This window comes from Pseudomonas sp., from assembly GCF_017744435.1.
Lineage (GTDB): Bacteria > Pseudomonadota > Gammaproteobacteria > Pseudomonadales > Pseudomonadaceae > Aquipseudomonas.
The window spans coordinates 12790-33968 of record NZ_JAGIBG010000027.1 but is presented as its reverse complement, the minus strand read 5'-3'; the positions used below and the strand labels follow the sequence as shown (position 1 = coordinate 33968).

Below are 21179 nucleotides of genomic sequence, written 5' to 3'. Positions count from 1 at the left end.
GCCCTACGCCTCAGCCAGCCGCGCCGTCGGCTTGCGGAACACGAACAGCAGACCGACCACGATCAGGCCCATGCCCAGCAGGCTCAACGGCGCCAGGCGGTTGCCGAAGATCAGCAAGTCCATCACCGCAGTCACTGCCGGCACCAGGTAGAACAGGCTGGTGACATTGACCAGGTTACCCTTGGCGATCAGCCGGTACAGCAGCAGGGTCGCCAGCAGCGACACCACCAGCCCCATCCACAGCAGCGCGCCGATGAAGCCGCCGGTCCATTCCACATGCAGCGGTTGCAGCGGCGCGAACACGGCGCACATGGCGAAGCCGGCGATGTACTGCAACGGCAGTGTGCCCATGGGGTTGTCGGTGATGCGCTTCTGCAGGATCGAACCGAAGGTCATGCTGGCCAGCGCCAGCAAGGCGAACAGCATGCCGAGCAGCGATACGCCCCCGAGGTTGATGCCCTGGTAGACCACCATCACCAGCCCGCCAAGCCCCAGGCCCAGGCCGAACAAACGGCTCCAGGAGCGCTGGCGCTCCATCAGCACCACGGTGAGGATCGGTTGCACCCCCATCACCGTGGCCATCACGCCGGGGGTAACGTGGGTGTTGAGCGCCAGCAGGTAGAAGATCTGGTAGGCGCCGAGCATCACGCAGCCGGTACCCAGGGCACGCAAGATCGCCCCCCGTGTACGCGGCCAGCGCAGGCCCAGCAACGGACCGATCAGCAGCAGGCCGGTCAGGGCCAGCGCCGAGCGCAGCAGCAGGAAGGCGAAGGGGCTGGCATGGGCCAGGCCAAGTTTGGAAACGATCGCGCCACTGCTCCAGAGCAGGACGAACAGGCTGGTGGTGGCCACCGAGGCCACGGATGCTTTGTTGAAGACAGACATGTATTGCCACCTGATAAAAGGCGAATAAGCCAGACGGCGGGCGTGAACTTCAGCGAGGGAAGGTGCCGACCGTGTTCAGTAGGTTGCGGGTGCGAAGGGAGGCGGCCAAAAGCCGATCAGCCCAGCACGACCACGCAAGGAGGCGGAGCTACGCCGCCTACGACGCCACTGACAGGTGGTGGGTAGTGACTGATCATGGCCGGCTGCTGGCTGCCACGCACGACCATGCCCGCGACTGGCGCGATGGCAAAGCATGTGGTGGAAGGGATGGCTGGCATGATCGGGTCACAGGATAAGAGCGATGCAGGAATATAGCTCGCTACACCGCGCCTGGCAACTGTGAGCAGGCCCGGCACGCTGCCGAGGGTGTGGTTATTTAAGCGTGGGAAGTAAATGAAAGTGAACAGCGATTAAGAAGGCGAGATTGTTGCTCCAACCGCTTGCTAACACCTTAATTAAACAAAATCAAAAGTGATCAAAAACTAGCATTTTTACCAGTTGTAGGCCACACAGTGCATCCCTAACATCGAACGCGAGGATGTAGCACCGAGAGAGGATACCACTGTGAAGAACTTAAAAGCGCGGATTACATCCGCGGTTGCCGTTCCGCTGTTTTTATGCAGCGCCATTGCAGATGCTGCGACATGCGAAAGTGTCGTTCAGGAAATAAAAAATTGGTACAACGACACCCGGTCAGAATGCGGAATAGATCCAGCAGTTGATTGCAGCGGGGTCATGCTCAGGGCAACACATCGATGGGATGAAAAGACGGGCAATCCTGAAAAGGTTCCGCCCCCCACAGACCCGCTCAAATACTATGTCTGGAATCCCAGCCCAGATTCGGTCAAGTCAGGCGGGGTTTCAGTGTCGTGGATGCGTGCTGACCGTATTGCTTACAAAGACCCCGGGGTCTCGTCGGATAACGGGATCATCTTCACCCCGCGCCAGTTTGTAAATGATCGAGAGAAAAAACTCAACGTCTACTGCGCGTTCCCTATTGACGCATGGACAAACTTCCGAACCCAGCGAGGCTGCCTGGACAGCTCGCTCACTAACGAAACAGAGGCGAGCTGCCAAGCACTGGGGATTACGGATGCTGCAGGATGGACCCAACACTTCAATGGGTTATCCGCAAATTCAAATATCGATCGACACAAGAAACAGTGCGCATTTGACATGAGCAAAAAAATGACACGCGCTCAACGCACCGAAGCCTTCAAGGAATTTATTTCAGCACGTCAATCCATTGCCGACACCGTCGATGCAGTTAATACGCAAACAGAGTTACGGGTTGTAACGTGGGAAAAGGACAAGGCGCCCGTGGCAGCATTTTTCTACAGCTTGGTTGCGGGAAAAAAGGCAGCAATGAAAAACCAGTTCGACTACTACCAGCAAACAGGCGTTTGGGTTCCCGTGGTCAAGCTGGATTTCCCACAAAACGCAAACAGCAAAGCGAATTTTTCTTGCGAAGCCGGCGCGCAACATAGAGACCTGCCTCGCCCCATCACAAAAACTTCACCTGCGGGTTACATCCAGAGCGCTACGTGGTTCCAGCGCGATGATGATCCTCATTTGGGTAAAGGCCTCTGGAGTCTGTCGATCATACCGACGGCACATGCTCGAACCATTGGATCGGATGAGACCGAAGCCATGTATGCAGAGTTACTGAGGAAATACGGAGATGATCCACGCTGGAGCGGCGACAAATATGGTGGTGGCATGCGCAGGCAACTGGTTTGCCACTTGACTGGCGACAAAAATGGCAACCCCATACGCAACAAACCTTACTTCAACCTAGAGCCCGTACGCCCTGACGCTACCCATCAACAGTCATTGGCTGAAGGGTGTAATGTCTGGCCGGCTGTTCCCTATCTCTAGTAGTCCGTAATGCAAAGGCAAACTTTGTAAACGTAAAACCTAGGGTTTGTATGAAAAGTCGCAGAGCGGCGATCAAGCAAGGCAAAAACAGGCAAGGAAGGGTCGGAGTTGCGCACGACTTGGCGGGTTGCAAATGAAGCATTCCGAGCCTGTTTTCCACGCAGCATGATCGACGTGCAGGCATTTTTCGTACAAAGCCTAGCTAGGGGCCCATCCTAAACGACCCGCTGACTCCTGCAGCGTGCGGAGTCAACGCCACCTTATCGCAATTTCCTTCAAGGAGTCGACCATGCAGCGAGTATTACTGTGCACATTTGGCACGATTTTACTGTGCCTGTTCAATATTGGCGCCTGGGCCATGACAGGCCCTGAAACTGCCGATGCTCTTAACTTGCGAATAGCCGACACCCCAGAACAATGCGCCGCCAATCAACCCGACTATGCCTGTAGTGGTGTATTGGCCCGGCCATTGACACAGAACCATCCGCGAAACTTCTGGGAACATGACGCGGCAGCGAACCAGCGCGGTAGCGAGCTTTTTGTCTACCTGCGCAGCGATATCCCCGCGGCGCCGCTGAATGAGAAAACGGGCTACATACTGATGAACCGTTTTGAAGCGCTGGCACAAGACAAACTCTATGACGTGAGCGTAAGGCCGCAACCGGAAACAGTCGAGGTGAACAACTGGGATGTTCAACAGGCCAAAAAAGTCCCAATCCAGGCGTTGTATTACCGACTGGGCGCACCGGGAGCCTTATGGCGCGGGCAAAGGAACCAGTTGGCCTGGTACCAGGCAACAGGCGAATGGTTACCGCTGCTTCGGTATCTGCCGGATGATGCACTGACACCGTTCGGGTTTGCCCAGCAGGAGCAACTGTTTGAAGGGTATGCAGTGGCCTCGCGGATCAATGCGCGCTTCGCTGACACAGCCCCTACCTGTACCAATGGCACAAGCCGCTATAACTGCAATGGTGTCTGGGTCAGGACGACGGATGTAGGGAGTTTCAGGGCGTGGAATGTGAGCCCGTCCTCAATCAAAGGAAACGGGGTATCTTTTAGCTATTTTGCCGCAGACATGCACCTCACTAAAACTTACAAGACCCAAGGTTTCATAATGCTAGCTTCAGGCATTCCAGTGCGGCAGCCTCTTACATTGCGCTGCGTCTACCCATACGACAACGGCACTAGCGGCTCAACAGACATGTGCACATTCAAAGGCACATGCGCCGCATTGGGCATAGCATCGGCTCAGCAGTGGCTGAATCGATATGGTAAATCTTCCCTTAATGAGTGCTCTTTCGGTACGGATGCAACTTCATTCGCAACCATGTCCGAGTTACGATCAAAGCCGGGCATTAGCCATTTAGGGTGGAATGAGTTAATCATGGCCGCTTGGCCCAGCAATATTCCTGCCAGCCTCCCCCTGGAGGCTTTTATCTACAGCGTCAACTCCCATGTATCCGGTCAAGGCCTCACAGGCGGACAGCGTTTTCAGCGCGAATATCATGCAGATACAGGTACGGGCTATCTGCCACTTTTGCGTTTCGACCCCGCCGCTCCAAATGGGCAACTGGTTGTTTACCGACCTGAAGATCAGAACATTGAATAATTCCGACGGATAGAATAAATCGCCACCCCTTATTATCGCCACTTTTATGGAAATGAAGTCCCCACTCCATAATCAACCCCGCTTCACATCAAACACTTTATGAATCGGCTGAGGAAAACAATCATGAGTGACGTTGATGCCGACATCGGCCTTCAGAAAGACATTGACAGTTTTAATGACTACCTGAAGAAACTCGATCCTGACAACGTGGCTGCCAGCCCCTTTGGCCATGTCTACATCCCTGACGCTGTGAGGCCAATCAAGACCAAGGGTGCCGATGTTGGCGTTAGCGGGGACCTGATCAACGAAGGCAGCCCCGGCTTGCCCGTGGTGGTTCAGAAGTACCCGAAGATGCGGGCAGGCGACGTCGTCAAGGTTTACTGGGACGACGATCAGGTCTGGACCCATAAAGTCCGCGCGGGACAAGAAGACCAGCCCCTGACATTCAACATCCCGACCGAGGACATAGCGACAGGTATCACCGAACTCTATTGCAGTGTGACGCGTGCCGGCACTGAAAATGAAGAACAGTCCCCCCGTCTTGACGTGTTGGTACGGTTCAACTATCCGGGTGAAGATGCCACCAACGACGATAGCCTGGCGGCCCCCCTGGTGTCCCATGACAAGATCGACCTGCAAAGCAAGGGCGTGCAGGTAACGATCCCGACCTACACCAAGATGCGCCGGTACGACCGCATCTACCTGAGCTGGTCGGGTCACATGCTCGAACATGAGGTCAAGAGCACCGAAGTGGGGAAGGCGGTTACGATCAACATTCCGGATACTGTGGTGGATGGCGCCTCGGATGCCAACCTGGACATCAGCTACTACGTGGTCGATGAAGTGGGCAACGAGTCCGCTGACTGGTCGGCCAGTACGGTGATCCCCAATGGACTGGCGTCGGGCTTGCCAGCACCGTTCGTTGTCGTTCCGCAAACAGGAAAAAGCGTCTTGCGGCTCAAGTCAGGGGAACCTGGCAGCGCCGGGCTCAGTGTGGAAATTGACCCGCCGGCAGAGGGTTTTGCGCTGGACGCTCAAATCCATGCGATCTGGACGGGTGAGAATGCACAAGGCAAGATCACCACTGTTGATCTCGGCACACAGGTGGTTGTGCGCAGCAGCCGTACCTTGGTGTTCGACCTGCCTGTCGAGCACCTGCAGGCTCTATGGGGCGGACGCGGTACAGCCAGCTATGAACTTGTTCAGGGCGCCCAGGTGGAGCATTCCAAACGCACCCGGGTCAACTTCATCGGCACCCCCGTCAAATTGCCGCCGCCACAGCTTAATGGCATCAGCCAAGGCTATGTGGACGCCGACCTCGACCCCGTCATCGTGGTCATTCCAGCCGCAGCCAAACTGCAGGCCAACGATATCGTCACCCTGACATGGCGTGGTACACGGGTAGACACCACACTGCTGCTGAAAAAACCTGACGCATTGACTATCAGTAGTGCCCAGGCTGGAAAAGACGCCGTGTTCCGGTTCATCGCCGCAAAGGCGCTGCTACCTTTGGATGGCGGCACACTGGACATCTCCTACACCGTGACGCGAGGCAAAGCGCAACTGCTGTCCGAATCGGCGTTACTGGATGTTGGCGATACGCTGGAAACCCTGATACCGCCGTCGCTCGAACCCGATCCTGCCAATGCAATCCTCGATCCCTCACTGGCGGAGTATGCGGCTGGCGTGGATTTGGTCGTGCCACTTCCCGACATGATTACCCCACCCTTCGACGTTGAAATCGAATGGAGCACGTCAAGCGGCGGGGCGTACTTCGACACCCAGAGCGTGAGTAACGCGAATGCCACCCGTATAAAATTCCAGATCCCGAGGGCGCAGCTCGAACCTGGCCTGACCCAGGCACAGGACGTGTCGGTCTATTACCGAATCCTGCGGCCCGGCCAGCCAGACCTGATTTCGTACGATCTCGACCTGGTGATGGGCAAGCAACCCAAGATTGACCGTCCTCTGCCCGTCGTCAGTGAGCTGAAGGAGGACAAGCTCGACCCGTCCAGCCTCACCCATGGTGCAACCATCACCATTCCGGCCTTGGCCGTTCTGGCTGCCGGCGACAAGGTGGTGATCTACTGGAATGGCGACCAGGCTAATAGTGTGACCGAGGTCCATGATTCCGTGGCGCGGGGTGAGGAGGGCCTGGCACGCACCTTGACGGTCGACCTGCCCTATGTGCTGGCCAGCGAAAATGGCGAAGTGGACTTACAGTACGAGATCATCCGGTTCGAGCACAAACGCCCGTCGGACTGGTCGGGCCTGATCAAGTTCCGGGTGCAACGCGAGGCGCTGCCGCCGGCCGTAATCGCCGAGGCAGTGCAAGGCAACATCAACCCATTCGACCTCAAAGGGCAAGCGACTGTCGTAATCGCCGCGGCTGCCAAGCTGGGCATCGGCGATGAAGTGACCATAGAAGTGGTGGGACTGGTCTCCAATCACGTGGACCCCATCCCCCATACCGTGAAAGCTGGCGAGCCTGGCCAGCCCTTGCATGTGGTGCTCCCACTCGAAATCGTCCGCGCTAATCTCAATCAAGGTTTGAAGGTTCTTTACCGCATCAAACGGTTTGCGAATGGCCGGGTGGAACAATCAGCGGAGCAACTGTACTCGGTCAGCCATGTGGTCAGCACGGCGCCATTGCGGGTCATGGGCGCGCGCTACAACCTCGATGGCAGGGCCGATATCACTCCACCACGCCGGCTCACTGCAGTCCATGCGTCGACTTCGACTCCGATCATCGCCGAGTGGCGCTACAGCGGAGATACCGACTGGGCATCCGGGCAAACCTGGCACGATACGCAACCCGAACGTCTGCTCGAGGTACGTACTCGCGCCAACAACACGGTGCTAAACGTAGCGAACGTGCAGGGCAACTCCAAAGGCTTCACAGCTCTCATTGATACCTCGAGCCCAGGGACCTACAGCGTTCAATCCTGGGGGAGTATTGCTGTCGCACCGACACTCGATGACGTTGTCGATCTTTCAGTGAATGGGACGGCAATGGCGGCAAGGCGCCTCAATGGTTCGATCTCATGCTGGGGAAATGCCGCTTCCGGAGGCACCATGAGGCCTGAGGACATCGGCAGACGCGATTTTTTCAAGGTACGCTCCAACTATTCCGCATTCGCTGCACTCTATGGTAACGACCCTGGCGAGCGCCGCGTGACCGGCTGGGGAGACTTGAATAAAGGCGGGCGGATTCCGCAAAACATTCTCGACCTACGCGACATTGTCGACGTGGCCGCTAGTTTCTATGCCTTTGCTGCATTGCGTAGCAATGGCGCCTTGGTTGCCTGGGGAGATCAGAGCTATGGCGCTGCTGTCCCCCCCGCACTTCAGGCATTCGACGATGTGCTCGAAGTACAGGGCGGTGCTTACGGATTCCTTGCTCGCCGAGTAACAGCGGATGGGCGCAAGAAAGTGTTCTCCTGGGGCAACGAGCTCGGGGCCGGGCACATGCCTGCCGCCATCAGCCAGCGGGACGATATTGAGTCGATCGAAGCGCATGGCCTAAAGACTTACTGCCTGCTGACCAGCCAGGAACAGGTGCTGGCGTTCGGAGTGCCACAACACGGCGGTAGCATACCTGCCGAGATAGCCAGACTGACGGATGTTGTGGAAGTGACATCGACGAGCTACGCGTTCTGTGCCCGCCGCAGAAATGGCCATGTTGTTGCGTGGGGGAGTGTGGGCTATGGGGGCAGCCTTCCAGCCGACATCGCCAAGCGCGCGGACGTGATTCAGGTCGCTGCCACCAGTGGAGCCTTCGCCGCCCTATTTGCCGATGGCTCGCTCAAATGCTGGGGTCAGGCTGCAACCGGTGCCAATTCGAGCGCCCTCGCCGGGCAGTTGATCAACGTCAGGGCTATCTATGCCAACTACTACGCGTTCACCGCGTTGACCGACGATGGTCGGGTGTTGACCTGGGGCGACAGCCGATACGGTGGCAATAGCCTGCCGGCACAGCACTACCTGGTTCAGAAGCTGCGCGCCCAACGTAAGTGACAGCCCCAATCAGCAGGGCTGGCACACTGGTGAAAGCCGCCGCGCCCTCAACAGGAGATACCCGAATGAGCAATCTCAACGCGCCAAGTTCCCGACACACCGTCGACGGCTGGCTGAACCCTGACAGACTGCCGCCGCAAGGCGCGGCGATCGAAATCCAGCTCGAAACTGTACATGCGGGGGAAGAGTTGACCGTGGTGCTGGCCAAGGCAGATGGGACAAAGCTGGCAAGCAAAAGCCTGCCGGTCAACCACAACGACCAGAACATCACCCTTCACTTTGCCAGCCAGTATTTCAGCAAGGACAGCGGCAGGCTCAAGGTCTATTACACGGTAGGCAAAGATGGGCCGAGCGCTGCCTTGGAGTTTGATATCAGTGACGGTTTTACCGGTGGCCACGTGGTGGATCTCTCAGCCCAACGCGTACCGGTGTTCTATCACAATGGCAAGATTAAACTGCCCAAGAACCTTCCCGCACAAATGAGTTTTGCCCGACCACTGACCGGAGCGACTGGCTACAAGAGTAGCAACGCAAGCGTCGCAACGGTGGACAGCGCCGGCAATGTCAGCGCCTTGCGCAATGGCAGCACCACCATCACCGCGACCTTGGCCAATGGCGACAAACAGCAGTACTCGTTGATTGTCACTGGCCTGGTTGGGCTCGAAGTTCTCGCTAGCAGCGCAACCTTGAACAATGCCGAGAAAACTTGCAAGGCGGTGGGCATGCGCATGCCACGCCAGTCCGATTTTGCGTTGTTCAAGAGCGCTTACGGCAACCAGATGGGGGAGTGGCTGCCAAACCTGGCTATCTGGGGAGAGGCGATAGGCGCCGACAGCGCATGGACCTTCCACCCGCACACCGGCGTGATTACGGGTGAAGCGAGCGAAAAGGGCGCCCTGCGCCAGGTAGCGGGGATGAACTGAAGCATGCTTGCTGGGCGGCGCGCCCGTACAGGCGCGTCGGCCAACGCGTTAACGGTTCATTTGCCCGTGATAGTAGTCGCCCCCAATGAAGCCTTTATCGTTGAGCGTGGCGTGAGCTGAAGCAGTAAGGCGCGCGTCACGCCCCACATGCCAGACTCAGAACAACCAGCGATACAGGTAGTAAGCCACCACCACCGCCAGCACCGGCCGCAGGATGCGGTAGGCCTTGGGGTTGGCACGCTTGAACTGCTTCATGCGGGCGCTGATCTTGTTGCTGAAGCGCTTGCTCCAGGCATACGCCTGGTTGATCCCGCCCACTCGCTCGTCATCGGTGTTCTGCGGCGCGGTGGCGCGGCCGAGGAAGGCACTGACCTTGCGGTTGATGCGGGTCATCAGCGGGCTGCTCAACGGGCGCTCGATGTCACAGAACAGGATCACCCGGGTCACGTCGGTTTCGTTCTTGACCCAGTGCACGTAGGTCTCGTCGAACATCACGTCCTCGCCGTCACGCCAGGCGTATTCCTCGCCATCGACGTAGATGCGGCAGGCGTCGGAGTTGGGGGTTGACAGGCCCAGGTGGTAGCGCAGCGAACCGGCAAACGGGTCGCGGTGCGGGTTCAGGTGGCTGCCACCGGGCAGCAGGGCGAACATCGCACCCTTCACATTGGGAATGCTGCTGACCAGCTCCACGGTCTTCGGGCACAGGGCTTCGGCAGACGGCAGCGGCTTGTCGTACCACTTCAGGTAGAAGCGCTTCCAGCCTTTCTTGAAGAACGAACCGAAGCCGGCGTCGTTGTCCTTTTCGGCGGCACGGATGTACCCCTCGTCGAACAGGCGCATGGCCTCTTCGCGGATCACCTGCCAGTTGTCCTTGAGCACGTCCAGCTCGGGGAAGCGCTGGCGGTCCAGGTAAGGCTTGGACGGCACGTTGGAGAACAGGTACATCAGGCTGTTATAAGGAGCGAACAGCGCCGAATGGTTGACGAACTGGCGCAGAACCGGCAGCCGTGCCTTGCCGCGCAGGTGCACGAACAGCACACTGCCGAAGAACACCAGCAGGACACCCGCCTTGGCGAGGAAGGAAAAGGTCATGCAACACTCCTTTGATGGGAGCCAGGCCAGCGCTGCCTGCTCCCGGAAAAATCATCCGGCCATCATAAACCCATCCCGCCCCGGTAAAAACAGCCTGGGCGGGATCTCACTCATGAAGATTTTGCAATAAACCAGGCCGCCGAATGTTGCGCCGGATCAGCGGCAAGGCCGATTACTGCTGGTTTTCCTGCTCGCTGAACAGGTCGCTGAACAGCATGCTGGACAGATAACGCTCGCCCGAGTCGGGCAGGATTACGACGATGGTCTTACCTTGCATCTCCGGTTTCTCGGCCAGGCGCACCGCTGCCGCCATGGCTGCACCGCAGGAAATTCCGCAGAGAATGCCTTCTTCCTGCATCAGGCGAATGGCCATGGCCTTGGACTCTTCGTCGGTCACGGTCTCGACCTGGTCGACGATCGACAGGTCGAGGTTTTTCGGCACGAAACCAGCGCCAATGCCCTGGATCTTGTGCGGGCTGGGCTTGAGCTCTTCACCGGCCAGGGTCTGGCTGATCAGCGGCGACGCCACCGGCTCGACCGCCACCGACAGGATCGACTTGCCCTGGGTGTGCTTGATGTAGCGCGACACGCCGGTGATGGTGCCGCCGGTACCAACCCCTGCAACCAGCACGTCGACCGCGCCATCGGTGTCGTTCCAGATTTCAGGCCCGGTGGTCTTCTCGTGGATCGCCGGGTTGGCCGGGTTCTCGAACTGGCCCGGCAGGAAGTACTGGGCAGGGTCGGAGGCCACGATTTCGTTGGCCTTCTCGATGGCGCCCTTCATGCCCTTGGCCGGCTCGGTCAGCACCAGCTCTGCGCCCAGCGCCTTGAGCACCTTGCGGCGCTCCAGGCTCATCGAGGCCGGCATGGTCAGGATCAGCTTGTAGCCGCGGGCGGCGGCAACGAAGGCCAGGCCGATACCGGTGTTGCCCGAGGTCGGCTCGACGATGGTCATGCCCGGCTTGAGTTTGCCGCTGCTCTCGGCATCCCAGACCATGTTCGCACCGATCCGGCACTTGACCGAATAGCCCGGGTTGCGCCCTTCGATCTTGGCCAGGATGGTCACCCCACGCGGGGCGATGCGGTTGATCTGCACCAGCGGCGTGTTGCCGATGGAGTGGGCGTTGTCTGCAAAGATACGGCTCATGGCAGGGTCCTTGAACATGAGAACAGCAGGGAAAGACTTAAAGGGTAAGCCCGCCCCGGTGGCCAGTAAAGCCTGTTCGAACTCCCGGGCGTTGCCTGCGGTCAACCGTGCAACCCGCTGCGGAGAGCCTCGCGATGAAAGCTCGCTATCGCTGGCCGTTGCTTGGCCTGGCCAGCCTGATCGTGCTGCTGGTGGCCCTGCAGGTGGCCCTGCCCTACCTGGTGCGCGACTACCTGAACGACAAGCTTGCCCACATGGGCGAGTACCGTGGCCAGGTGGCCGACGTCGACCTGGCCTGGTGGCGCGGCGCCTACCAGATCAACGGCCTGAAGATCGTCAAGACCACCGGCAAGGTACCGGTGCCGTTGCTGGATGCGCCGCTGATCGACCTGTCGGTGAGCTGGCATTCGCTGATCTACGACAAGGCCGTGGTGGCCAAGGTGAGCTTCCTGCACCCTGAACTCAACTTCGTCGACGGCGGCAGCAAGCAGGCCTCGCAAACCGGCCGGGGCACCGACTGGCGCCAGCAGCTGGAAAAACTGCTGCCCATCACCCTCAACGAAGTGCATATCGAAAACGGTACCCTCACCTTCCGCAACTTCAATTCCAAACCACCGGTCGACCTCAAGGCCACGCAACTCGATGCGGACATTCGCAACCTGACCAATGTGCGCGACAAAAAGGGCCGCCGCGATGCCAGCTTCGACGCCACTGCCCTGCTGCTGGGCGATGCCAAGGTCGAAAGCCGTGCCACCTTCGACCCGTTCAGTGATTTCGACGACTTCGAGTTCCGCCTGCGCGCCACGGGCATCGAGCTGCGCAGGCTCAACGACTTTTCCAGCGCCTACGGCAAGTTCGACTTCAATGCCGGGCACGGCGACCTGGTGATCGAGGCCCAGGCCGAACAGGGCCGGCTGCACGGCTACATCAAGCCGTTATTGCGCGATGTCGATGTGTTCGACTGGCAGCAGGACGTGGAGAACAAGAACAAGGGCATCTTCCGCTCGATCTGGGAGGCGCTGGTGGGAGCCAGCGAGACGGTGCTGAAGAACCAGCCGAAGAACCAGTTCGCCACCCGGGTGGAACTGAGCGGGAGCGTGCACCAGCAGAACATCAGTGCTTTCGAGGCGTTCCTGCAGATCCTGCGCAATGGCTTCATCCAGGCGTTCAATGCACGTTATGAGCAGTCCCCGCCCAGTTCCGACTGAGCCTGCGTGACGGGCCATTCAGGGACTGAATACCCGGTCTGCGTTTCCAGCTGCCTGGGCCCGCGTTATAGTCGTTGGCAAACTATAGGCACCCCGCAGAGGACAGACCCATGAAGTTCGAAGGCACCCGCGACTACGTCGCCACAGACGACCTGAAGCTGGCGGTCAACGCGGCCATCACCCTCGAACGCCCGCTGCTGGTCAAGGGCGAGCCCGGCACCGGCAAGACCATGCTCGCCGAGCAGCTCGCAGCCTCGTTCGGCGCACGCCTGATCACCTGGCACATCAAGTCCACCACCAAGGCCCACCAGGGCCTCTACGAGTACGATGCGGTCAGCCGCCTGCGCGACTCGCAGCTGGGCGTGGACAAGGTCCACGACGTGCGCAACTACCTGAAGAAAGGCAAGTTGTGGGAGGCCTTCGAAGCCGATGAGCGGGTAATCCTGCTGATCGACGAGATCGACAAGGCCGACATCGAGTTCCCCAACGACCTGCTGCAGGAACTCGACAAGATGGAGTTCTACGTCTACGAAATCGACGAGACCATCAAGGCCAAGCAGCGCCCGATCATCATCATCACCTCCAACAACGAAAAGGAGCTGCCCGACGCCTTCCTGCGCCGCTGCTTCTTCCATTACATCGCCTTCCCCGACCGCGGCACCCTGCAGCAGATCGTCGACGTGCACTACCCGAACATCAGCCAGTCGCTGGTCAGCGAGGCGCTGGATGTGTTCTTCGACGTGCGCAAGGTGCCAGGCCTGAAGAAAAAGCCGTCCACCTCCGAGCTGGTCGACTGGCTCAAGCTGCTGATGGCCGACAACATCGGCGAAGCCGTACTGCGCGAACGCGACCCGACCAAGGCCATTCCGCCGCTGGCGGGCGCCCTGGTGAAGAACGAGCAGGACGTGCAACTGCTCGAGCGCCTGGCCTTCATGAGCCGGCGCGGCAACCGCTGACAGGAGCCGGGCCATGCTGCTCAACCTGTTCAATGAAATGCGCGCGGCCAAGGTGCCGGTTTCGGTGCGCGAGCTGCTCGACCTGCACCACGCCCTGCAAAAAGGCGTGGTGTTCGCCGACATGGACGCCTTCTACTACCTCGCCCGGGCCATCCTGGTGAAGGACGAGCGCCACTTCGACAAGTTCGACCGCGCCTTCGCCGCTTACTTCAAGGGCCTGGAAAACCTCGACCGGCACATCGAGGCACTGATCCCCGATGAGTGGCTGCGCAAGGAGTTCGAACGCTCCCTCACAGACGAGGAACGCGCGCAGATCCAGTCGCTGGGCGGCCTGGACAAGCTCATCGAGGAATTCAAGAAGCGCCTCGAAGAGCAGAAGGAACGCCACGCCGGTGGCAACAAGTGGATCGGCACCGGCGGCACCAGCCCGTTCGGCTCGGGCGGCTTCAACCCTGAAGGCATCCGCGTCGGCGAGGCCGGCAAGCGCCAGGGCAAGGCGGTAAAAGTCTGGGACCAGCGCGAATACAAGAACCTCGACGACCAGGTCGAACTGGGCACGCGCAACATCAAGCTGGCCCTGCGCCGGCTGCGCAAGTTTGCCCGCGAAGGCGCCGCCGAAGAGCTCGACATCGACGGCACCATCGACCACACCGCGCGTGACGCCGGCCTGCTGAACATCCAGATGCGCCCGGAACGGCGCAACACGGTGAAGCTGCTGTTGCTGTTCGACATCGGCGGTTCGATGGACGCCCACGTCAAGGTCTGCGAAGAGCTGTTCTCGGCCTGCAAGACCGAGTTCAAGCACCTGGAGTACTACTACTTCCACAACTTCGTGTACGAGTCGGTGTGGAAGAACAACCTGCGCCGCACCTCGGAGCGCTTCTCCACCTTCGACCTGCTGCACAAGTACGGCGACGACTACAAGGTGGTGTTCGTCGGCGATGCGGCCATGGCGCCGTACGAGATCACCCAGCCGGGGGGTAGCGTCGAGCACTGGAATGAAGAGGCCGGGTATGTGTGGATGCAGCGCTTCAAGGAGAAATTCAGGAAGATCATCTGGATCAACCCGTATCCCAAGCAGGCCTGGGATTACACGGCTTCGACCCATTTGGTGCGAGATCTGATCGAGGACAAGATGTATCCGCTGACCTTGCAAGGGCTGGAGGAAGGTATGCGTTACCTGTCCAAGTGATGGAGCCTGGACCGGCCCTTTCGCGGGCACGCCCGCTCCCACAGGAGATAGTGATAGCTCATGCAAACGCTATCCCTGTGGGAGCGGGCGTGCCCGCGAAAGGGCCAGCAGCCTTACAACCAACGGCCCAGGTAACCCTGCTGCTCCCGCCAGGCCTCGTCCTGCACCACCGCCCGGAACCGTACAGAAGCCCCCGGCATGCACTGCGCCAGCTGCGCCAACGCCAACGGCGTCAACGCCCCCAGCCGCGGATAGCCGCCAATGGTCTGCCGGTCATTGAGCAGCACGATCGGTTGCCCGTCCGGCGGCACCTGCACCGCCCCCAACGGAATCCCTTCGGAAATCATCGGCGCGCCCTGATAGACCAGTTCTGGCCCCAGCAAGCGGATACCCATACGGTCGGCGCGGCTGTCCAGCGTCCAGTCACGGTTGAACGCCTCGAACAGGCTGGTCCCGCTGAAATCGCCAATCTGCGCGCCCATCACCAGGTCGAGCACGGGCTTGGCCACATAGCTCGGGCGCATGGCCGCCGGTACTTCGCGCAATGCCGGCGATTCACCGGCAAAAGAAATTACCTGCCCTTTCCCTAGCGCTGTCCCTCGCCCATCGATACCCCCCAGTTCTTCGCGCACCACCGTGGCACAGCTGCCCAGCACATCTTCACCGAGGAACCCGCCCGGGGCTGCCAGGTACGCCCGCACACCTTGCTTTGGCTGCTTCAGGGTCAAGCGCTGCCCTTTGGCCAGCGTGAAGCTGCGCCATGGCAGCAGTGGCTGATCATCCACCAGTGCCTCCAGGTCAGCCCCGGCCAGCGCCAGCACGCAATCCTGCTCGGCCACCACGCTGAAACCACCCAGCGCCACTTCTACCACCGGCGCCCCCAGCGGGTTTCCCAGCAGCCAGTTGGCCCATTGCATCGCTACCCAATCCAGCGCCCCGCCCTGTGTCACGCCCAGGTGCCGCACGCCAAAGCGCCCGGCGTCCTGCAACTGGCATAGCGCGGTACTGGCCTCGATCTTCAACTGCTTCATCCTTGCGCCTCCACATCGCCGCCCAGGGCCAGGAATTCGTCACGCGACACCGCCACGAAGCGCACCCGGTCGCCCGGCTGCAGCAGGCTGTAGCCCTCGCGTTCGCGGTCGAACAGGCGCACCGGGGTGCGCCCGATCAGGTTCCAGCCTCCTGGCGACACGGCGGGGTAAGCCGCCGTCTGGCGTTCGGCGATACCGACGCTGCCGGCCGCCACGCGCTTGCGCGGGGTGCTCAGACGCGGGCTGGCCAGGCGTTCGTCGACCAGCCCCATGAAGCCGAAACCGGGTGCAAAGCCAAGGGCGAATACCGGGTATTCACGCTCACTGTGCAGACGGACCACTTCGGCTTCACTCAGCCCGCTGCGAGCTGCGAGCACGGGCAGTTCCGGGCCGACGCTGGCGTCGTACCACACTGGGATATCATGACGCCGGCCCCCGCTGCCGGTGTCCGGCTGCAAGCCGTCCAGCGCCTGGGTGATCAACGCCCTCGCCTCACCCGGCGGCAAATCGAACTGCACCATCAGCGTGGTGTAGGACGGCACCAGATCTACCAAATGCAGGCCGAACGCCGCGCTCAGGCGCTGGCTGGCGGCGAGCATCCACGGCATGTTGGCTTCGTCGATACGGTCGAACAGGCGCACCATCAGGCTGTCGATGGCCACGACTTCGATACGCAGCTTCATCGCGCCTCCAGCGCATCGAGGGCCTGGCGGATCTGCCGCACGGCCGCTACCGAGCTGTCGTTGTCGCCATGCACGCAGAGGGTGCTGGCGGCCAGCTGCAACGCGCTGCCGTCATCCGCCACCAGGGTCTCACCGCGAGCCAGGCGCAGGGCCTGCTCGACTACCAATGCCGAGTCATGGTGCACCGCGCCCGGCAGGCGCCGCGAGACCAGGTGGCCGCTGGCGGTGTAGGCGCGGTCGGCGAAGGCTTCGAACCACAACGGCACGCCGATTTCATCGCCCAAGGCCTGGGCCGCGCGGTTGTCGGCAGTGGCCATGAGCATCAGCGGCAAGCCCCTGTCATAGGCCGCCACGGCTTCCAGCACGGTGCGCAGCTTGAGTGGGTCGGCCATCATGTCGTTGTACAGTGCGCCGTGGGGCTTCACATAGGCCACCCGGCCGCCGAGCACCTTGCAGATGCCGTCCAGGGCACCGATCTGGTAATGCAGCAGGTCGCGGATTTCTTCAGGGCTGCAGGCCATGGAGCGGCGGCCGAAGCCGACCAGGTCCGGATAGGCCGGGTGCGCGCCAATGGTCACGCCGTGCTCCAGCGCCATGGCCACAGTGCGGCGCATGATGCTCGGGTCGCCGGCGTGGTAGCCACAGGCGATGTTGGCGCAGTCGATGTAGGGCATCACCTCGGCATCCAGGCCCATGCGCCAGCTGCCGTAACTCTCGCCCATGTCGCAATTGAGTAGCAGGGGTTTCACCTGACGTGCTCCCGTATCGATGTTCATAGGCCTACCTTAGCGCGCCTGAAGTTGTTTGCCGCGTGTTTCCGGCAAGCTCAGCGCTGCCACGATCACCACGCCATAGGACACTGCAGAGAACACGCCGATACCCAGGCCCAGGGGAATCTTCTCGCCAAGCAGGCCGATCAGCAGCGGGAACAAGGCAGCGATAACCTTGCCAATGTTGTAGCAGAAGCCCTGCCCCGAACCACGCACCCGGGTCGGGAACAGTTCGGTCAGGAACGCGCCCATGCCGCTGAAGATGCCCGAGGCGAAGAAGCCCAGCGGGAAGCCCAGCCACAGCATCACGCCGTCACTCACGGGCATCTGCGTATACAGCAGCACGATGATGAACGAGCCCACGGCGAACAGGATGAAGTTCTTCTTGCGCCCCAGCAGGTCGGACAGGTACGCGCTGACCACATAACCGATGTAGGATCCGACGATCACCATGGCCAGGTAGCCGCCGGTGCCCAGCACGCTCAGGCCGCGCTCGTTCTTGAGGAAAGTCGGCAGCCACGAGGTGATGGCGTAGTAGCCACCCAGCGCGCCGGTGGTCAGCAGCGAGGCGCGTACGGTGGTCCAGAGCATGCCGGGGGCGAAGATCTCGTAGAAATGCGAGGGCGCTTCGGCGGTTTCCCCGGCCTTGGCCTGGCGATACACCTCCGGGTCCTTGACCAGGCGGCGGACGAAGATCACGAAGATCGCCGGCACCAGGCCCAGCAGGAACAGCGCGCGCCAGGCCTGTTCCGCTGGCAGCCAGGAGAACAGCAGCGCATACAGGATCGCCGTCAGCCCCCAGCCAATGGCCCAACCCGACTGCACCATGCCCACCGCCTTGCCGCGGTCCTGGGCGCGGATCACCTCGCCGATCAGCACGGCGCCGGCGGTCCACTCGCCACCGAAACCGAAGCCCATCAAGGTCCGGGCGATCAGCAGCTGCTCATAGTTCTGGGCGAAACCGCAGAGGAAAGTGAAGAAGGCGAACCACAGCACCGTCAGTTGCAGGGTGCGCACGCGGCCAATGCGGTCGGAGAGAATGCCGGCGACCCAGCCACCGACGGCCGAGGCGATCAGCGTGCTGGTGTGGATCAGCCCGGCTTCTGCGGTGCTGATGCCCCACAGCATGATCAGCGTCGGGATCACGAAGCTGAGCATCTGCGTGTCCATGCCGTCCAGGCCATAGCCGATCTTGCAGCTCCAGAATGTGCGCCGTTGCTGTTGGTCGATGTCGCGGTACCAGGCGAACGGCCCGGTCGAAGGAGGGGATTGCACCTGCTGCTGCACGCCGCTTGGGTTCATGCTTGCCTCGGCTTGTTGGTATTGTTTTATGGGCGACGTCGAGCGTCGCGGCCTGGGCGTCATGTTCAGAGGCCGTGCTGCCTGAGTCCAACGAGAAAAACCGCCGGTCTGGAACAAGAAAAACTGATCATGAACCTTCGCTTCCTCGAAACCTTTGTCTGGGTCGCCCGCCTCAAGAGCTTCCGCCTTACCGCCGAGAAGCTGTTCACTACCCAGGCCTCGGTGTCCAGCCGCATTGCCGCGCTGGAGGCCGACCTTGGGGTGAAACTGCTGCTGCGCGACTCCCGCGGTGTCAGCCTGACGCCGGAAGGCAGCAAGGTGCTGGAGTACGCCGAGCGCATGCTCGACACGGCCAAGGCCATGAAGCAGTCGCTGGACAGCGACCGGGCCAAGGTCGGGCGCATTCGCGTCGGGGTGATGGACACGGTGATTCACACCTGGATGAGCGCGCTGGTGGCGGAGCTGACCGAGCGCTACCCGCAGGTGGAGATCGAACTGGTCGCCGACACTGCGCTGAACCTGCGCGAGCAGCTGCAGAAGGGCTTTCTCGACGTGATCCTGCAGACCGACCTGCTGCGCGAGCAATCGATCCGCAGCCAGGACCTGGCGCGCTACCCGATGGGTTGGGTGGTGGCGGCAGGCTCGGTTTACCACCGCGACTTCGCCTCGCTGGCCGAGCTGGGGCGCGAGCGGATTGTCACTTTCTCGAAGAACTCACGGCCGCACCAGGAGGTGCTCAGCCTGCTGCAGGGTGCCGGGGCCGAGACACCGCGGTTGAACTGCGTGAACTCGGTGGCGGCCATCACCCGCTTGTTGCGCGATGGCTTCGGGGTTGGCGCCTTGCCGCCGGCCTTGGTGGATGCGGAGTTGAGCCGAGGTGAGCTGGTGCTGCTGGAAGGCCTGCAGCCACCGCCGAGCCTTGAGCTGGTGGTGGCATGGCAGACCGGGGTGGCGTTGGTGGATGAGGTGGTCGGCGTGTGCCGGCAGGTGCTGGAGCGGTATGCCCGGGATGTGGGTGGACAGCGGATTGTGTTGGTCTGACAGCTTTGTATTGCCTGTACCGGCCTCTTCGCGGGCATGGCCGCTCCCACAGGGATATCACCGCCCTTGAGCCCTGTGCAGTACCTGTGGGAGCGGGTTCACCCGTGAAAGGGCCGGTACAGGAAACAGAGAATTCAACGCCAGCTTTCTTTCACCGCCTTGCGTCGCCCGCCCAGGATCACCCAGCCAATCCCCAGCAACAGGCTTTCGACCACGAAAGCCAGCACAAACCCGGCCCCGACGCCCCAGCCAATTGCCTCGGGCACCAGCAGAATCTGGTAGCTGTAACCCTTGAGCGTCTCCTCGCGCAGCTGCGGCTCCGGCTGCACCAGCACATGCCAGGTGCGGCTCACCCACGACCCTTGCAGCGCCTGCCATTCGTCTTCCAGCAGCTGATTGCGAATCAGCAGGCTCTCGATGCTGTTGGCATCGCTGAGGAACACCGGGTCGTCACTGGTCCGGTAATGCCGCACCAAGGCCTGCAGATCACCGTTGAAGAAACGCTCGGCGGTCTGCTTGAAGCCATCCAGCGCCTGGCGCGATTCGAACAGGTGCGCCTCGGCCCGCTGGCTGTAGTCCTTGACCAGCCCAGGCACCTGGATACCGGCCAGCAGGCCGAAGGTGAACAACAGCAACCGCAGGTAACTTCTGAACATGCAGCGTCCTTAGCTCTGGCCTTGCACGACGCACTCGCCGTGTCGCCACAGGCCCCACTGGCCGGGTTCGTAGCGCCGCCAGGTCTCGTTCTCGGTCAAGGCCTCGGTGGCGATCACCGTGACCACGTCATTGGGGGTGGTCTCGGTGTGAAAGTCGACGATCAGGTCGACATCCTTCAAGCGGGCAGCACCAAATGGCGCACGCCGGGTAATGTGTACCAGCTTGGTCGAGCAGAAGCAGAACAGCCAGTCGCCGTCGCTGAGCAGGCAGTTGAACACGCCCTTGCCGCGATACTCGGCACAGGCTTCGACCAGCACCGGCAGCAGCTGTTCCACTTCGACCGGCTCGGGGAAGGCCGCGCGGATGCGGTTGAGCAGGTCGCAGAAGGCAGCCTCGCTGTCGGTGTCGCCCACCGGGCGATAGAAGGTCGCTTCGCCCTTGAAGTCGCCAAGCTGGCCGTTGTGCGCGAAGCACCAGTTGCGGCCCCACATTTCGCGGACGAACGGGTGCGTGTTGGACAGGCACACCCGGCCGACGTTGGCCTGGCGGATATGGCCGATCACCACTTCGCTCTTGATCGGGTAGCGCTGCACCAGGTTGGCGACTTCCGATTCACTGCTCGCGGCCGGGTCCTGGAACAGGCGCAGGCCGCGCCCTTCGTAGAAGCCGATGCCCCAGCCGTCGCGGTGCGGGCCGGTACGCCCACCGCGCTGCATCAGGCCGGTGAAGCTGAAGACGATGTCGGTGGGGACGTTGGCACTCATGCCCAGCAGTTCGCACATGGGGGT

General features: G+C 61.0%; 17 protein-coding genes. 8 read left to right on the top strand and 9 right to left on the bottom strand.

Going from position 1 to position 21179, the window contains the following annotated elements:
* Nucleotides 1–3: 3 nt before the first annotated feature.
* A complete protein-coding gene (locus tag J7573_RS17905; protein WP_294338140.1) occupies nucleotides 4–885 on the bottom strand; it encodes a DMT family transporter in 882 nt (293 codons plus the stop codon).
* Between the two features lie 564 nt (nucleotides 886–1449).
* On the opposite strand from J7573_RS17905, the gene J7573_RS17900 reads away from it, so the two are divergent.
* From J7573_RS17900 to J7573_RS17885, 4 genes are all read left to right on the top strand, one after another.
* Nucleotides 1450–2763 carry a DUF2599 domain-containing protein gene (locus J7573_RS17900; RefSeq protein ID WP_294338138.1) on the top strand — a complete coding sequence of 438 codons (1314 nt, stop codon included), beginning with the start codon at nucleotides 1450–1452 and terminating at the stop codon, nucleotides 2761–2763.
* A 289-nt stretch (nucleotides 2764–3052) separates the two neighbouring features.
* Nucleotides 3053–4372 (top strand): hypothetical protein, encoded by a 1320-nt coding sequence (locus tag J7573_RS17895; RefSeq protein WP_294338136.1) that lies wholly within the window; start codon nucleotides 3053–3055, stop codon nucleotides 4370–4372.
* Between the two features lie 123 nt (nucleotides 4373–4495).
* Entirely contained in the window at nucleotides 4496–8389 is a 3894-nt protein-coding gene (locus J7573_RS17890; RefSeq protein WP_294338135.1) for an RCC1 domain-containing protein, read from the top strand.
* Between the two features lie 65 nt (nucleotides 8390–8454).
* Nucleotides 8455–9312 carry an Ig-like domain-containing protein gene (locus J7573_RS17885; RefSeq protein WP_294338133.1) on the top strand — a complete coding sequence of 286 codons (858 nt, stop codon included), beginning with the start codon at nucleotides 8455–8457 and terminating at the stop codon, nucleotides 9310–9312.
* Nucleotides 9313–9468: 156 nt separating this feature from the next.
* Here J7573_RS17885 and J7573_RS17880 read toward each other — a convergent pair whose 3' ends face one another.
* Together J7573_RS17880 and cysK are read right to left on the bottom strand one after the other, a co-directional pair.
* Entirely contained in the window at nucleotides 9469–10404 is a 936-nt protein-coding gene (locus J7573_RS17880) for an aspartyl/asparaginyl beta-hydroxylase domain-containing protein (RefSeq protein ID WP_294338131.1), read from the bottom strand.
* A 172-nt stretch (nucleotides 10405–10576) separates the two neighbouring features.
* Nucleotides 10577–11551 (bottom strand): cysteine synthase A, encoded by a 975-nt coding sequence (cysK, locus tag J7573_RS17875; RefSeq protein WP_079229278.1) that lies wholly within the window; start codon nucleotides 11549–11551, stop codon nucleotides 10577–10579.
* Between the two features lie 134 nt (nucleotides 11552–11685).
* Between cysK and J7573_RS17870 the strand changes: the two genes are divergently transcribed.
* From J7573_RS17870 to J7573_RS17860, 3 genes are all read left to right on the top strand, one after another.
* The gene (locus tag J7573_RS17870) at nucleotides 11686–12759 is read left to right on the top strand and encodes a DUF748 domain-containing protein (protein WP_294338127.1); all 1074 of its coding nucleotides are present in this window, start codon (nucleotides 11686–11688) and stop codon (nucleotides 12757–12759) included.
* 110 nt (nucleotides 12760–12869) lie between these two features.
* Nucleotides 12870–13715 carry a MoxR family ATPase gene (locus J7573_RS17865; RefSeq protein WP_152953989.1) on the top strand — a complete coding sequence of 282 codons (846 nt, stop codon included), beginning with the start codon at nucleotides 12870–12872 and terminating at the stop codon, nucleotides 13713–13715.
* 13 nt (nucleotides 13716–13728) lie between these two features.
* Nucleotides 13729–14907: a VWA domain-containing protein gene (locus J7573_RS17860; RefSeq protein ID WP_103446348.1), complete on the top strand. Its 1179-nt coding sequence runs from the start codon at nucleotides 13729–13731 to the stop codon at nucleotides 14905–14907.
* Between the two features lie 113 nt (nucleotides 14908–15020).
* Here J7573_RS17860 and J7573_RS17855 read toward each other — a convergent pair whose 3' ends face one another.
* The 4 genes from J7573_RS17855 to J7573_RS17840 are packed head-to-tail and all read right to left on the bottom strand — an operon-like array spanning nucleotide 15021 to nucleotide 18693.
* The gene (locus tag J7573_RS17855; RefSeq protein WP_294338122.1) at nucleotides 15021–15938 is read right to left on the bottom strand and encodes a biotin-dependent carboxyltransferase family protein; all 918 of its coding nucleotides are present in this window, start codon (nucleotides 15936–15938) and stop codon (nucleotides 15021–15023) included.
* Nucleotides 15935–16621 (bottom strand): 5-oxoprolinase subunit PxpB, encoded by a 687-nt coding sequence (gene pxpB, locus J7573_RS17850; protein ID WP_294338121.1) that lies wholly within the window; start codon nucleotides 16619–16621, stop codon nucleotides 15935–15937. Before pxpB ends, J7573_RS17855 begins: the two co-directional genes overlap by 4 nt.
* The gene (locus tag J7573_RS17845; protein WP_294338118.1) at nucleotides 16618–17397 is read right to left on the bottom strand and encodes a 5-oxoprolinase subunit PxpA; all 780 of its coding nucleotides are present in this window, start codon (nucleotides 17395–17397) and stop codon (nucleotides 16618–16620) included. Before J7573_RS17845 ends, pxpB begins: the two co-directional genes overlap by 4 nt.
* A gap of 9 nt (nucleotides 17398–17406) precedes the next feature.
* A complete protein-coding gene (locus J7573_RS17840) occupies nucleotides 17407–18693 on the bottom strand; it encodes an MFS transporter (RefSeq protein ID WP_110637065.1) in 1287 nt (428 codons plus the stop codon).
* Between the two features lie 129 nt (nucleotides 18694–18822).
* Between J7573_RS17840 and J7573_RS17835 the strand changes: the two genes are divergently transcribed.
* Nucleotides 18823–19734, top strand: a complete 912-nt coding sequence (locus tag J7573_RS17835) for a LysR family transcriptional regulator (RefSeq protein WP_110637068.1) — start codon at nucleotides 18823–18825, stop codon at nucleotides 19732–19734.
* A gap of 134 nt (nucleotides 19735–19868) precedes the next feature.
* Here J7573_RS17835 and J7573_RS17830 read toward each other — a convergent pair whose 3' ends face one another.
* Together J7573_RS17830 and J7573_RS17825 are read right to left on the bottom strand one after the other, a co-directional pair.
* Nucleotides 19869–20390, bottom strand: coding sequence for a DUF2937 family protein (locus tag J7573_RS17830; protein WP_294338107.1), 522 nt, complete (start codon nucleotides 20388–20390; stop codon nucleotides 19869–19871).
* 9 nt (nucleotides 20391–20399) lie between these two features.
* Nucleotides 20400–21173: a class II glutamine amidotransferase gene (locus J7573_RS17825; protein WP_103446341.1), complete on the bottom strand. Its 774-nt coding sequence runs from the start codon at nucleotides 21171–21173 to the stop codon at nucleotides 20400–20402.
* Between the last annotated feature and the right edge of the window lie 6 nt (nucleotides 21174–21179).